Annotated in this window: 13 protein-coding genes; 2 read left to right on the top strand and 11 right to left on the bottom strand. The window is 62.7% G+C overall.

Translation table 11 applies throughout. The annotated features are described in order from the left end of the window. Positions 1–50: 50 nt before the first annotated feature. Entirely contained in the window at positions 51–887 is an 837-nt protein-coding gene (locus CK219_RS05615) for an ABC transporter substrate-binding protein (protein WP_095765779.1), read from the bottom strand. A 157-nt stretch (positions 888–1044) separates the two neighbouring features. Further along, positions 1045–1908, bottom strand: coding sequence for a PfkB family carbohydrate kinase (locus CK219_RS05620; RefSeq protein ID WP_095765780.1), 864 nt, complete (start codon positions 1906–1908; stop codon positions 1045–1047). A 101-nt stretch (positions 1909–2009) separates the two neighbouring features. Here CK219_RS05620 and CK219_RS05625 point away from each other — a divergent pair, with 101 nt between their 5' ends. Together CK219_RS05625 and CK219_RS05630 are read left to right on the top strand one after the other, a co-directional pair. After that, a complete protein-coding gene (locus CK219_RS05625; RefSeq protein ID WP_095765781.1) occupies positions 2010–3011 on the top strand; it encodes an SIS domain-containing protein in 1002 nt (333 codons plus the stop codon). A gap of 63 nt (positions 3012–3074) precedes the next feature. After that, on the top strand, positions 3075–4202 hold the full coding sequence (locus tag CK219_RS05630) for an FAD-binding oxidoreductase (RefSeq protein ID WP_095765782.1): 1128 nt from the start codon (positions 3075–3077) through the stop codon (positions 4200–4202). Positions 4203–4722: 520 nt separating this feature from the next. Here the strand turns inward: CK219_RS05630 and CK219_RS05635 are convergent. From CK219_RS05635 to CK219_RS05675, 9 genes are all read right to left on the bottom strand, one after another. After that, a complete protein-coding gene (locus tag CK219_RS05635) occupies positions 4723–5490 on the bottom strand; it encodes an SDR family NAD(P)-dependent oxidoreductase (RefSeq protein ID WP_095765783.1) in 768 nt (255 codons plus the stop codon). Further along, on the bottom strand, positions 5487–6452 hold the full coding sequence (locus tag CK219_RS05640; RefSeq protein WP_095765784.1) for a sugar kinase: 966 nt from the start codon (positions 6450–6452) through the stop codon (positions 5487–5489). The genes CK219_RS05635 and CK219_RS05640 overlap by 4 nt, the downstream gene beginning before the upstream one ends. A 21-nt stretch (positions 6453–6473) precedes the next feature. Next, complete coding sequence (locus CK219_RS05645) at positions 6474–7460, bottom strand: ABC transporter permease (protein WP_095765785.1); 987 nt, start codon at positions 7458–7460, stop codon at positions 6474–6476. After that, entirely contained in the window at positions 7457–8488 is a 1032-nt protein-coding gene (locus CK219_RS05650) for an ABC transporter permease (RefSeq protein ID WP_095765786.1), read from the bottom strand. Before CK219_RS05650 ends, CK219_RS05645 begins: the two co-directional genes overlap by 4 nt. After that, positions 8485–9978 carry a sugar ABC transporter ATP-binding protein gene (locus CK219_RS05655; protein ID WP_095765787.1) on the bottom strand — a complete coding sequence of 498 codons (1494 nt, stop codon included), beginning with the start codon at positions 9976–9978 and terminating at the stop codon, positions 8485–8487. Before CK219_RS05655 ends, CK219_RS05650 begins: the two co-directional genes overlap by 4 nt. 101 nt (positions 9979–10079) lie before the next feature. Beyond that, entirely contained in the window at positions 10080–11081 is a 1002-nt protein-coding gene (locus CK219_RS05660; RefSeq protein WP_210199991.1) for a sugar ABC transporter substrate-binding protein, read from the bottom strand. Positions 11082–11151: 70 nt separating this feature from the next. Beyond that, complete coding sequence (locus CK219_RS05665; protein ID WP_095765789.1) at positions 11152–11811, bottom strand: L-fuculose-phosphate aldolase; 660 nt, start codon at positions 11809–11811, stop codon at positions 11152–11154. 27 nt (positions 11812–11838) lie between these two features. Further along, positions 11839–12615 carry an SDR family oxidoreductase gene (locus CK219_RS05670; RefSeq protein WP_095765790.1) on the bottom strand — a complete coding sequence of 259 codons (777 nt, stop codon included), beginning with the start codon at positions 12613–12615 and terminating at the stop codon, positions 11839–11841. A 200-nt stretch (positions 12616–12815) separates the two neighbouring features. Next, positions 12816–13670 carry a GntR family transcriptional regulator gene (locus tag CK219_RS05675; protein WP_095765791.1) on the bottom strand — a complete coding sequence of 285 codons (855 nt, stop codon included), beginning with the start codon at positions 13668–13670 and terminating at the stop codon, positions 12816–12818. Between the last annotated feature and the right edge of the window lie 22 nt (positions 13671–13692).

The raw sequence follows: 13692 nt of genomic DNA on the forward strand, positions 1-13692 counted from the left end.
TCCGCTGCTCACGGGACCCGGCCGGAATGCGACAATGAATAGGCGCCAATTTACTTCTTGGGCAAATATTGATCCGGCATCGGAGTGCCCGGAAACCATTTCTCGTGCAGCCGCTTCCAGGTGCCGTCGTCCATGGCCTCGTGCAGTGCTTTGTTCAGGGCCTCCCGAAACGCGTCATTGCCTTTCTTGACCACGAATCCGGCCGGCGCATCGAAGGATGGCACGTTCATCGTTATCTTCACGTTTTTATAGCGCTCGACATACTGCTTGGCCGATTCATAGTCGGTGAAGTGGCCATCGATCGTTCCGTTGTTCAGTGCAGCTACCGCGGTGTTGTTGTCGGGAAATTTGACGATGTCACCCTTCAGGTTCTTCTCGGCATAGATCTCCTGCAGGGTTCCCTGGATCACGCCGATGCGCTTTCCGGCGGTGCTCTCATTGCTGGTCAGTGCCGGATCGGCCGAGATGATCGACAGGTAACCAGCGAGGTAGCCGTCACTGAAATCCACCGTCTTCTTGCGCTCCGCGGTCGTGCCGATGGCGGCCACGGCCACATCGAAACGGCCGCTGGCAACGGAGGGCAGCAGCGCCGAGAATTCCTGGCCGGTGAAAACGACCTGCTCGTCCTTGAAACCGAGCCGGCGGGCCACGTCACGGAACAATTCCGCGTCGAATCCAGTGAAATTGCCATTGGCGTCGGTGAAGACGTAAGGTTTTGCATCGCCCATGGTCCCAACACTGATTACCGAAGGATCAATGAGGTTGTAGGGATTGCCGGCCGCCTTTGACTGCGTTGACGCGACCAAAGTTCCAAACCCGGTTACCAGCGCAACGGTCGCGGCCAGACCACATTTGATCAGCCGACGTCTGCTCGAATTCGTTTGCATGTCTTCTCCTCTCATTGATAGCCGTAGTCGGCTTGCAACCCCACTTGAGCTCTCATCCATGGACCGACGCTCTCAGACGGTGCCTAATTCATGATGAGAACGTTCTCACGTTAGCACCGCAAATTCTTTGGGTCAATTCTCCCGGAGAATCCGGCAACTATACCGTTTCGTCTTGTAGGCGCCGTGCTCGGAGGAGGATTTCGGACGTGATCGCGCCTAAATCGATCACCGCCGCATGACCGACCGCCCCAAAATACTGGCACGTAGCGGCCGCTGCCTCCGCGGCTTGGCCGAGGATGTCCTCAGGCGCCTCCCGGCGAAGCAAGCCGAATAGCGTTCTGGCAATGAATGTGTCGCCCGCGCCCAATGTATCGATCGGTTCGACCAGCCGAGCCGGCGTGCGGTAGGAGAAGGAATGGCTGCGAAGCAGCGCACCGGCCCGTCCGCGAGTGACCAAAACCCATTTGGAACCGCACGCAAGCAATTCGGATGCGATTGCGTCCGATTGCTCGTCATCGAGACCGTCACCCGACACTGAGGCCAGATAGCAGTGGCGTCCGATCGAATAGCGATGCTCCGGGTCTCGCCGTGTCGAAAAATCGTAAGACACCAGAGACTTAGTGGAAATCTTCGGCACCCATGCATCGAGCCCGCTAGACTGACCGATGTGGGCGGCCTGAAAGCCCGAGAGAAAATCGAGATCTTGCCGGTTAGGCGTGAACATCGACACACCGAGATCGAAGGTCAGGAAAATCCGATCGGCGTCGCGGTGACCTACGACGCAGTATGCGGTGGGCCCGTCTAGGCGGCGGAGCTGGCTGATGTCCACACGCTCCGATGACAGCGCGGCCTGGATCAGGTCCCCGGCGCGGTCTCTGCCGATCGCTCCGACATATGCCGACTGCCCCCCGAAGCGGCTGACATAGACCGACACATTGAGACAGTTGCCGCCAGGATACATCTCGCCCCGGGCAAGATAGCAATCGACAACGTTATCACCCATCGCGGCAATCTTGACCATGGCGAAACTTTCGGTTTATGGATATGAGAACGTTCACACAAATGGCTGCTGTTTGTCAATTGTGCACCAGCCTCAAGCTTTCCAACGAGACGAGGATACCGATGATTTCCGCACTGCCCGCCGATGTAGAACGCGCTCTGGCCGCTACAGCGGGCAAGCGGTTTTCGCATCTATTTCTCGTAGCGTGCGGCGGCTCGCTCTCGATCATGATGGCAGGAAAATACTTCGTCGACCGTCACAGCGGCACGATGGCCTGTGACATCTACAATGCGGATGAGTTCGTCTGCCGTGATCCGCGGCGCTTGGGGCCCGATACGCTCGTTGTCCTTTGCTCCCAGACCGGAACCACCAAGGAGACGGTGCGCGCAGCCGACCATGCCCGTGATCGAGGCGCCATGACGATCGGCATGACACTCGACCAAGCATCGCCGCTTGCTCGTGCGGTCGATCACTCGATCGCCTACCAGGCTTCTTATACGACGGGCAAAACAATCGATTCAGCCTACAGCAACTACGGAGTGCTCTACATGGTGCTCGCTGGCCTGATCGATGAGCGAGAGAATGCCGGATTGACCGCCGACCTGCTGATCAGCCTCCGCCATCTCCAGCCGGCGATCGATCGTGCGCACCAAACCTTTGACGACCGCTTTCAGACCTTTGCACCCCGCTTTGCGCCGCGTGATGCAATCTACACTCTCGCCAGCGGCGCCAGCTACGGCGCAGCCTATTCGTACGCTATCTGCGTTTTAATGGAGATGCAGTGGTACGACTCGCAGGCCATACATGCCAACGAGTTCTTCCATGGTCCTTTCGAGGTGGTAGACGAGGATGCCGGCTTCATCGTGATGCTGGGCCTGGACGAGACACGGCGCCTCACTGAGCGCGCGCGCGACTTCCTTTTCAAATATGGCAGCCGTGGGAACATCCTGCTGCTCGACGCGACGGAACTCGATCTCACGGGCATGGTAGATCGGATCAAGCCTTATCTCGTGCCTCTGGTCTTCTTCGACACTCTGTGGCGGTTTGCCTACAAGCTGGCCGATCTGCGCGACCGGCCGATGCTTGAGGGCCGGCGCTACATGAAGAAGCTGAAGGACTACTAGGTCTACCGTTCTTCGCCCAATCTCGGCCTCCCCCATTCCTCTTCAGCGCAGAAAGAACTTCCCATGACCACATCCCCAAAGCCGCGCAAGGTGATCGTCGTCGGCGCAGGCATCTTTGGTGTCTCCTCCGCCCTGCATCTTGCTCGTCTTGGCCTCGACGTGACGATCGTGAACGATGGAGCGCCCACCAAAGGGGCTTCGGGCCGTTCACTCTCCTGGCTGAACTCGGCGCGGCGCGCCAACACTGCCTATCACCGATTAAGGATGGCCGGCATCGATCGCTATCGCACGCTGGCCGCCACAAAGCCGGAAACGGCATCGTGGCTCCGCTTTGACGGCGGCCTGACTTGGGATGCGGATGAGGACAAAAACCAGATCGTCTCGATCTGCCAGCTGGAGCAGAACATCGGCTATGACGCCCTGTTGCTCAGCCCGGCGGAAGTGGCCGCCGTGACGCCCGGCGTCAATGCCGGTGCGATCAGTCCACAGGGCGCCATCTTCAATCCTGGCGAAGGATGGGTCGACTTGCCTTCTCTGATCGATCTTCTGCTCATCGAATTTCGCGCTCGTGGAGGCAAGCTTATCCAGGATGCCGGACGTGTGCGGATAGACACCACAGGCGGCCGCGCACGTGGCGTCGTCATTGCCGGCGATGCGCCGATCGAGGCGGGTTCGGTGCTGCTTGCTGTTGGACCGGCGACGCCTGCCATGCTTGCCGAGATCGACATCTATGTCCCCGACGCCACGCCGATTTCATTGCTCCTAAAGACCAAACCGATCAAGACAGCCCTCCGTGCCGTGCTGAATACGCCGCGTGTTGCGGTGCGTCCGACGCCGGACGGTGCACTTGTTTTGGATTCTGCATGGTCGGAGGAACAAGTGGTGGCTAACTCGGATGGCACTTACACCGTGCACGACAAGACCATCCGAGGGCTACTCGACGAAGCCAGTGCAGTGCTCGATGGCAATCCGCGGCTCCAGCTCGCCGCCTACGCCGTCGGCCCGAAGCCTATCCCCGGCGACGGCGAGCCGGTGCTTGGAGAGCTCGAGACCATTCCTGGTCTCCACGTTGCCTTCAGCCACAGTGGCGCCACGCTTGGACTGATTGTCGGAGAGTTGCTTGCCCGTGAGATTGTCTCAGGCAACCCGCACCCAATGCTCGCGGCCTTCCGCGCCAGCCGTTTCAGTTGAGAGGCAACGTTAATTGTCTAAATGGGCTATGGTAGCTCAACGTTAGACTCCATCTGAATCAGAAGCACGCCGATTTCACCGAATGCGACGCCCCTTCGAAATGCCAAAAGACACTTCGAGCTTCTTCAAACGAGAGGGTTCGAATCCATGATATGAATCGACTCTCAAAAATTCAGCGAGAACAGTAGATGTAGGCATAGTGTGGTAGGCTCGGAGGGCGTGAGAACAAACGGGAAAATCAATACGTTAGCGGCTGGCCCGCCAACCTTTTTCCCTCGTACTCTCTCGTATGGTCTGACGAACCCAATGACCAAGATGGAGAGTGACCTGAAGCTGTTCCATGCGCAATTCAACCCTACGTTAAGACGATCCCTCCCCTCTTTGAACGCCCTCGACACTTCCTCAAGCTTTCCGCTGAACCAGCCGTTCTGAGCCGAATCCGACTCAAGCATTCCATGAGTAAACGGCGGCTCTGCGCCAAGAAGTGGGCTTGGCGATCGCGCGGCCACCGAGCGAGTGGTCAGTGGTAGTAGATGCCGCCGTCGACGTTGAGCGCCTGGCCGGTGACGAAGGCCGAGAGATCGGAAGCGAAAAACAGCGCCGGTCCGACGATATCTTCCGGCGCGCCGAGGCGCTTCAGCGCGGCGACATCCTCCCAATGGCGGATCGCGGCTTCGCTGCCCAGATTGTTCTTGCCCATCTCGGTCAGGATGATGCCGGGGCAGATGGCATTGACGGTAACGCCGTCCATGCCGACCTCCTGCGCCAGCACGCGGGTGAGCGTGATCACCACCGCCTTGGTTGCGGCGTAGTGGCCCTGCGTCGGCACGCCCTGCCGGCCGGCGATAGAGGCGATGTTGATCACCCGGCCGGACTTCCTGGCGCGCATATGCGGCAGCACCGCCTGGCACATCATCAGCACGCCCTTGGCGTTGACGTCGAAATGCGCGTCCCAGTTGGCCTCGTCGAGGTCCTGCAGCAGGCTGGGCTTGAGAATGCCGGCATTGTTGACCAGCACATCGATGCTGCCGGCAGCCTCGAGCAGCGCCTGCGCCGTCGCTTCGACGTCCTTCTTGTTGCTGACATCCATTGTGTAGACATAGGCCTTGCGGCCGGCTGCCTCGATCTCGCCTCTGGTCGCGTCGAGCCCGGCCGCCTGCGAGGGCAGATCGGTGATGGCGACGTCGAAGCCCGCTTCGGCTAGCCCCTTCGCGAGCGCCCTGCCGATGCCGCGGCTGGCGCCGGTGACGAGAGCCGTCTTGCCCTTGGCTTCGGGGAGAATGGTCATGCTGCTTCCACCTTTGATGTCTTGACCGGGAGCGAGTTCATCGCCGCGATCGTGTCGTCGAACGAAACGAGTTTGCCGTCGGAGCCGAGCCCCATCGCCACCTTGGCGGCGACGGCGCTGGCAAAGCGTGCGGACTGCCTCAGGTCCCAGCCCTTGACGATGCCGACGATGATGCCGGCGGTGAAGGAATCGCCGCAGCCCGTGGTGTCGAACACGTCGACCTCGAAGGCGGGCAGATGGAAATCCTCGCCATGCTCGGGCGAGACATGCACACCGTGGGCGCCGAGCGTGAGGATGCAGTTCTTGACGCCCCTCGCCTTGAAGAAGGCGGCGACGCGGGCCGGATCGCGGTCATGCGCCATCTCGCCGGCTTCGTCGATGCTGGGCACGAAATAGTCGATGTAAGGAAGGCACGGCTCGACCAGCTTCCAGGTCTCCGGCGTCGCTTGGATGAGGTCGAAAGTGGTGATGCGGCCAAGCGCCTTCGCGCGCTTCAACAGCCGTACCGTTGGTTCGCCGTCAAAGCGCTTCAACAGGCCGGTGCCGCCGACATGGACTACGGTCGCGTCGAGCGCGGCATCGAGATCAGCATCGGCGACCTCGAACAGGGTCGCGGTGCCGGGCACATGCAGAGCCGGCCGCTCGCCGTTCGGCCGCACGGGCAGGATGGTGGAAGACGTCTGGACGCTGCCGTCGCGGCGGACAAGGCTCGTCTCTAGACCGTATTTCTTGAGCTTGGCGAGGAACCAGTCGCCCATATCGTCGGTGCCGAGCGTGGTGACGGCGCGCGTCTTCAGGCCGAGAATGGCGCAGTCCATGCCGGTCGCGCCCGCCGTGCCGGCGACGGTCATGCGGATCTCCTCGATATAGTCGGCCCGGCCGCCTTCGGGGATGCGCGAGACCGGCCGCCCGAGAATGTCGAGGACGTAGAAGCCGATCGAGCTGACGTCGAATTGCGGCATGGCTGACCTAACCTTTCGAATTCAATGGGCGGCGCGGCGCAGGCCGAAGCTCGCGGCCAGCACCAGGAAGACGAGCACGCCGATGCCGACCTGCTGCCAGTAGAAATTCCAGCCGACGAGCAGCAGCCCGTTCTTGACGATGGCGAGCAGCAGCACGCCGAGCAGCGTGCCGATGACCGAGGGCTTGCGCTCGCGGCTCAGCGTCGTACCGATGAAGGTGGCGCCGATAGCATCGAGCAGGAACGCGTTGCCGGAGAGCGGCACGTACGACTTCACCGTCGACGACAGAAGGATGCCGGTGACACCGGCGAGCAGCGCGCACAAAACATGCACCATCGACAATTCGCGCGGCACGCGGATGCCGGAATACCAGGCCACGCCCGGCTGCGCGCCCATGGCCTGCACGTAACGGCCGAAGACTGAGCGATGCAGCAGGACATGGACCGCGATGACGAGGACGATCAGAACGAGGACCGGGGTCGGTATCCCGAACAAAGCGGTGCGGGCGATGGCGTTGAACTGGTCTGCTGCATAACCACTTGTGAGATAGATCGGCTGGCCGCCGCTGGTGGCGAGCTGCTGCGTGCTCTGGCCGATGAAGAGCACGCCGAGCGTCGCCAGGAAGGGGCTGATGTTGAGCCTGGTGATCAGTATCGCGTTGAGGATACCCACGATCAAAGCGGCGCCGAGCCCGCCCGCGACGCCGACGACGCCGCCGTAGCCGGCGGCCAGAAGCATGACGAAGATCATGCTTGCCATGTCGACCGAGACGCCGACCGACAGATCGATGCCACCCGACGAGATGACGATGGTGAGACCCAGCGCGACGATCGCCAGCATGACGACGTTGTTGACCAGCACGTTGAAGAGGTTGGCCGGCGTCAGGAAGGTCGGGCTCGCCACGGCGAATAATATGACGATAACCGCGAAGGCGATGAGCACGCTGTATTTGGCGAGGAAGCCGCGCACACTCACCTTGGCTGAATTGTCGTTGGCTGAGACGCTCATCGCGAACCCTCCGAACCGCGGGCAAAGGATGTGATGGCCACCACCAGCAGGATCAGCGCGCCCTGCACGCCGTTGACCCAGTAGCTGGAGACGTTGAGCAGCTGGAAACCGTTCGCGAGCAGGCCGATGAACAGCACACTGAGCAGTGTGCCGCCCATGGTCGGCACGAAGCGGCGCGAAAAGACGGTGCCAAGCAAGGCCGCCGCCAGCACCGACAGAAGCAGCTCACCGGAACCGGGCGTGCTGGCCGACAGGCGCGAGACGGTGAGGATCGCCGCCACCGCCGCGCAGAGGCCGCTTAGAACATAGGTGAAGGAGACATAGAAGGGCACGCTGATGCCGGCCGCGCGCGCCGCCTCGGGATGGCCGCCGACAGCGTAGAGCCTGAGACCGAAAGAAGTACCGTGAACGAGCACGATCATGATCGCGGAGAAGACGATCAGCGCCCAGGCAAGCGCGGAGACGCCGAGGAAGCTGCCCGAAACCAGCACGCCGAGCAGCGGGGAGGATGCGCCGACCACCGTGTTCTGGGTGAGCGTGAGTTCCATGCCGGCTGCGACGTTGAGCACGGCAAGCGTTGCGAGCAACGGCAGGATGCCGAGGCCGACCACGGCAAGGGCGTTCAACGCGCCGACCGCCATGCCGACGGCGATGGCCGCGAGCACGGAAAGGAAATCGCCATAGCCCATCGACAAGAGCGTCGCGTAGACGGCGGCGCAGAGCCCCATATTGGCGGCGATCGACAGATCTATGCCGCCTTCAGTGACATCGGAACCGCCGCCGATGATGACGGCCGTCATGCCATAGGCGAGCACACCTAGAATCGCCGACTGCTCGACGACGTTGATCAGGTTGAAGGTCGAGGTGAAGCCCGGCGCGAAGATGACGAAATAGGCCATGATCGCGGCGAAGGCGGCGATCGCGCCGAGCCGCACGACGAGCGCGCCAAAGCGCCGGCCGGCGCTCTTTGCGGCGGTCTGCTTCTCGTCGGAAACGCCGACTTCGGTGTGGAGAACAGTCGCGCTCATGCGGCCACCCCATCGGTGTTCGAGCGCGCGCCGGACGAAGCCGCCAGCAGCGCGTCGCTGTTCATCGCGGGACCGGAGAAGCTGCTGGCAAGCCGGCCGCGATAGACGACCAGGACACGGTCGCAGACGCCGACCAGCTCGAGCAGGTCGGAGGACAAAAGCAGGATCGCCGCGCCCTCGCCCGCCAGCCGGTTCAGCAGGTTGTAGATCTCGACCTTGGCGCCGACATCGACGGCGACCGTCGGCTCATCCAGCACATAGACGCGCGACTGGCAGCTCAGCCATTTGGCGATCGCCACCTTCTGCTGGTTGCCGCCGGAGAGCTCGCGCACCAGCGCGTCGCGATGCGGTGTCTTGATCGACAGTTCCTTGATCAGGCCGTCCACCGCCTGGTTCTCAGCGCCACGGCTGACCATGCCGCTGCGCGAATAGCGGCGCAGGCTGGCCAAGGAGATGTTCTCGCGCACGGACAGACCAAGCGCCACGCCATGCGCACGGCGATCTTCCGGCAGCATGGCGATGCCATCGCGCACGGCCTTGACCGGCGTGGACAGCGACAGCTCCCTGCCCTCGACCTTGACTTGGCCGCCATCGGCAGTCTTGAGGCCGAACAGGCACTGGACGATCTCCTTGGCGCCGGAGCCGAGCAGCCCGGTGAGGCCGACGATCTCGCCGGCGCGCACATTGAAGCCGATGTTCTCGAAACTGCCGCCTAGGCGGAGGTTGGAAACCTCCAGCACCGGCGCGCCTAAAGTGACCGAGCGCTTCGGGAACATCTCGCCGACATCACGGGCAATCATCATCGCGATGATCTCGTCGATCGGCGTCTGGCGCGGATCGACTGTGCCGACATCGGTGCCGTTGCGCATCACGGTGACGCGGTCGCAGAGTTTTTCGATCTCCTGCATGTAGTGGGAAATGAAGACCACGGCGATGCCGTCGTCGCGCAGCCGGCGCAGCACGTCGAACAGGCTGTCGACCTCGCGCTTTACGAGCGCCGCCGTCGGCTCGTCCAGCACCAGCACCGACGCCTTCTGCGCCAGCGCCCGGGTGATCTGCACCACCTTCTGCTGCGCCGTGGTGAGGTCCTTGACGAGGGTTCCGGGCGGCAGTTCCATGCCGAAGAAGCGCTTCAACAGATCAGCGGCGCGGCGCTCCATGGCACGGCGGCTGACGAATGGACCGAGGCCGATTTCGTGGCCGAGGAAGACGGCTTCGCCGACGGTCGCGGTCGGCACCAGAAGCCTGTCCTGATGGATGAAGTGCACGCCGAGCTTTTCGACCGACGCTGGTGTCAGCGAGGTAATGACCTCGCCATTGATGACGATCGTGCCGCTGTCCGGCTTGATGATGCCGGCCAGCACCTTGATAATGGTCGACTTGCCGGCGCCGTTCTGGCCGACAAGGCCGAGGATCGAGCCGCGCGCGATCTCAAGGTTCGCGTTTTCCAGCGCGCGCACCGGACCGAACCGTTTCGATATGCCCGTCATCGATACAGCAATTTCTCTTGTTGCTGTCTGCATGGCCGTCAATCCTGGTTGGCTGTGACGGGCGGCCGCATAGGCGCGGCTGCCCGTCGTTCCGTTCCGTCCTATTGAACGCCAGCTTTCTCGGCGGCGTCGAGGAACGGCTTTCCTTTTTCGGCGGCGTTTTCCTTGTTGATCAGCACCGAAGGCACGAAAGTGAACGGCGGCACCTTTTGGCCGGCCAGATATTCGGCGGCGTTGTCGACCGAGGTCTTGCCGATCTCATAGGGCTGCTGAGCCGCGACCGCGCCGGCCGACGACTTCGGGTCCATCACCATCTTGATGACTTCCGGGCTGCCGTCGATTCCGTAGGTCTTGACCTCGTTGCGGCCGGCGGCTTCGACCGCCTGCGTGGCGCCGATCTGCGGCACGTCCCAGCACGCCCAAACCGCGCCGATCGACCCCTTCTCGGGCGACTTGGTCAGCATGTCGGTGACATTGGAATAGGCGCTCTGCACCGTGTTCGGGATGACGTCGCGCAGTTCCGGCTCGATGATCTTCACATCCGGGAACGAGGTCAGCACGTATTTCAGCTGGTCGTAGCGGATCTTGCAGACTGGCACGCTGTAGAAGCCGTTGAAGACCAGCACATTGCCCTTGCCGCCCATGTCGGCGACCATCTGCAGCGCGATCTCGGCGCCGATATTGTAGTTGTTCGACGTGGTGTTGTTGATGGCGTGCGGCGTCGCGGTGTCGACCGTGAACAGCGGAATGCCGGCGTCGCGGATCTTCTGCAGCCAGGGGTTCAGCACTTCGAGGTTGCCGAGCTGCTCGATGATGGCGTCGGGCTTCTGGGCGATCAGCGTCTGCAGCTGCGCGATCTGCTGCTGGTCCTTGCGGCCGGCATCGAGCGCGATGACTTCACCGCCGAGTTCCTTGACGCGGTCCTGGATGCCGCGGAACGCCATCAGGTCCCAATAGTGGTCCGTGCCGATGGCGGAGACACCGATGCGCTTGCCCTTGAGCGACAGCTCCTCGGCACTCGCGCCGGAGACGGCGGCAACGCTGCAAGCCGCCGCTAATCCAAAAGCGAGCGCCTTGACGAGGCCTTTCATGGATCTGGTCATTTTCATTCCTCCCTTGTTGATCGCTCCGGGCCTTCCCGGAGGATATGCGAAACTGTGAAATTGCTGCCCCTCAAGCAGCGGCGTCATTGTCGCGCAGGCCGTAGCTCGCCATGCGCTTGATGACGTTTTCGATCTCCTCGTCGGACAGGATCGGCGGCTCGCCGATCTGCAGGGCGCCGTGATACTGGCGCGCCAGCGTCTCGACCTCGACCGCCAGCCACATCGCCTGGGCGAGGCTCGATCCGACGGCGATCATGCCGTGCTGGGCAAGCAGGCAGGCCTTGCGGTCGCGCAGCGCCTCCACCGCATGCGCCGAAAGCTCCGCCGTGCCGAAGGTGGCGTAGGGCGCGCAGCGTATGTCGCTGCCGCCGGCAACCGCGACCATGTAATGGATCGCCGGTATCTTCCGGCCCATGATGGCGATGGTCGTGCAGTAGGTCGGATGCGCGTGGACGACGGCGTTGACCTCGGGCCTGGCCTTCATGATGTCGAGATGAAAGCGCCATTCGCTGGACGGCGGCAGGCGTCCGTCGACCTCGCCGTCCCAGCCCATGAAGACGATGTCTTCCGGCTGCAGCGTGTCATAGGGCGTGCTGGTCGGCGAGATCAGCATGCCCTCGCCATGGCGCCGGCTGATGTTGCCTGACGTGCCCTGGTTGATGCCCAGCGCGTTCATCTCGATGCAGGCATCGATGATGGCCCGGCGCGCCTCGAGGTCCGAAAGGGTCATGCGGTATTCCAATCCTTGCGAGGCCAATTACCAGGCCGTGTAGCCGCCATCGATCGACAGGATCGCGCCCGTCACGTAGCTCGACGCGGGCGACGCCAGGAACAGGATCGCCGAGGCGATCTCTTGCGGCGTGCCCAAGCGTCCCATCGGCGTCATGTCGATCCAGGTGTTGAAGAGTTCGGGACGCTCGCGCATCTTCAGCGTCATCTCGGTGCCGACATAGCCCGGCGCCAGCGCGTTGACGCGCACGCCAGATTTCGCCCATTCGACCGCGAGCGCCTTGGTCATCATGTGCACGGCGCCCTTGCTCACCATGTAGGACGGCGCGGTCTGCGGACGGTTGATGATCAGGCCCGACATCGAGCCCAGATTGACGACCGAGCCCTTCTTGCGGGCGACCATCGAGCGGCCGAAGGCGCGCGAGGCCCAGTAGACGCCGTTGACGTTGACATCCATCACCAGGCGCCATTCCTCGTCCGGCGTGTCGAGCGCGGTGTTGAGGCGCGCGATGCCGGCGCTGTTGACCAGGACATCGACCTTGCCGAAGTCCGCGACGATCTGAGCGGCCATCGCCTCCACGGCTTGCGGATCCGTGACGTCGAGCACGCGGCCATCGACGCTCGCGACGCGAGCCGCCTTGAGCGCCTCGGCAGCAGCTTTCAGCCCGTCCGCATTCATGTCGAGAAGCACGATACGCGCGCCGCTAGTCCCCAGCGCCCTGGCGGCCTCGAGACCGATCCCGCTGGCACCGCCGGTGACGACGGCGACCTCGCCCGTCAGGTCGAATTGCGACCGGTAATCCATGCACGTCCTCCATCAGGACAGGCTTGAGCGCGGGCAAAGCACTGCCCTCGCCGCCGACGCAGCGCCGCAAGCCGACCGGTCCTGATAATGCCTCCGGGGTCAGGCTCCTCCCGACCCCATGACAGGGACGTTACAGAACCTTCCCGGGTCCGTCAATCTGGTTATAACCAGAAAACGAAATCTTTTTGGATGAGTGCGATTCAGGTGCGATCGACGCCGTTCACGGTCGCCGACGGTTGCTCGACCGCCATGTGGATGCGGGCGACGGAGGAGTTGTAGAAGGCCTCGTAATATTCAAGCGCGGCGCCATCGGCGTCATAGGCGATCGACTCGATCTCGATCAGCGGCGTGTTGGCGGCGACGCCCATCTCATCGGCCTCTTCCTTGGTGGGAAGGGCCGCGCGCAGCCAGCGGTCGGCGCGCTTCACCGTCAGGCCGAAGACGGCGCGGATAGTGCCGAAGATGGACTGGTTTTCCGACAGGATGTTCTCCAGACCCGGCACCCGGTGCCCCGGCAGGCTGATGCGCGTCATGGTGATAGGCGTGCCGTCGGTCATATAGACGCGGCTGATGCGGACCACGCTGCCATTGGCGGGAATGCCGAAGACCTTCGACTCCTTGTCGCTCGGCGGGCAGCGGTAGATCTCCAGCGTGCGGGTCGAGACCTTGTGGCCCTTGGCGGTCAAATCGTCGAAGACACCGAGATTGGCGGTCATGAAGTCGACATGCTCGCGGGGTGCCGCGACGAACATGCCCTTGCGCGGCATCTTGATGATGCGGCCTTCGTTGGACAGCGAGCCGATCGCGGCGCGCACCACAGGGCGCGAGACGCCGAAGAAATCGCAAAGCGCCTGTTCCGAGGGAATGCGTGAATTGGCGGCAAGCAGGCCGGTGTTGATCGCTTCCTCGACCTGGTTGCGCAACTGCACCCAGAGCGGTGCGGCCTCGTCGCGGTTGAGCTGCACTTTCGAGCCGATCGAGCGGAAGGCCTCGGCCGCCTCGGCGTCTTCCTGATCGTAACGAGGACGCCCGCGCGTTCTGGTAGCTTGTTCCATCCGATCCTGCCGCAATTCATTT

The sequence above is a fragment of the Mesorhizobium sp. WSM4313 genome (assembly GCF_002294725.1).
Classification (GTDB): domain Bacteria; phylum Pseudomonadota; class Alphaproteobacteria; order Rhizobiales; family Rhizobiaceae; genus Mesorhizobium.

Excerpts from the sequence above, each read along its gene's own strand:
- CK219_RS05615 (WP_095765779.1), bottom strand. The coding sequence starts at position 887 with ATGCAAACGAATTCGAGCAGACGTCGGCTGATCAAATGTGGTCTGGCC.
- CK219_RS05620 (WP_095765780.1), bottom strand. The coding sequence starts at position 1,908 with ATGGTCAAGATTGCCGCGATGGGTGATAACGTTGTCGATTGCTATCTT.
- CK219_RS05625 (WP_095765781.1), top strand. The coding sequence starts at position 2,010 with ATGATTTCCGCACTGCCCGCCGATGTAGAACGCGCTCTGGCCGCTACA.
- CK219_RS05630 (WP_095765782.1), top strand. The coding sequence starts at position 3,075 with ATGACCACATCCCCAAAGCCGCGCAAGGTGATCGTCGTCGGCGCAGGC.
- CK219_RS05635 (WP_095765783.1), bottom strand. The coding sequence starts at position 5,490 with ATGACCATTCTCCCCGAAGCCAAGGGCAAGACGGCTCTCGTCACCGGC.
- CK219_RS05640 (WP_095765784.1), bottom strand. The coding sequence starts at position 6,452 with ATGCCGCAATTCGACGTCAGCTCGATCGGCTTCTACGTCCTCGACATT.
- CK219_RS05645 (WP_095765785.1), bottom strand. The coding sequence starts at position 7,460 with ATGAGCGTCTCAGCCAACGACAATTCAGCCAAGGTGAGTGTGCGCGGC.
- CK219_RS05650 (WP_095765786.1), bottom strand. The coding sequence starts at position 8,488 with ATGAGCGCGACTGTTCTCCACACCGAAGTCGGCGTTTCCGACGAGAAG.
- CK219_RS05655 (WP_095765787.1), bottom strand. The coding sequence starts at position 9,978 with ATGACGGGCATATCGAAACGGTTCGGTCCGGTGCGCGCGCTGGAAAAC.
- CK219_RS05660 (WP_210199991.1), bottom strand. The coding sequence starts at position 11,081 with ATGACCAGATCCATGAAAGGCCTCGTCAAGGCGCTCGCTTTTGGATTA.
- CK219_RS05665 (WP_095765789.1), bottom strand. The coding sequence starts at position 11,811 with ATGACCCTTTCGGACCTCGAGGCGCGCCGGGCCATCATCGATGCCTGC.
- CK219_RS05670 (WP_095765790.1), bottom strand. The coding sequence starts at position 12,615 with ATGGATTACCGGTCGCAATTCGACCTGACGGGCGAGGTCGCCGTCGTC.
- CK219_RS05675 (WP_095765791.1), bottom strand. The coding sequence starts at position 13,670 with ATGGAACAAGCTACCAGAACGCGCGGGCGTCCTCGTTACGATCAGGAA.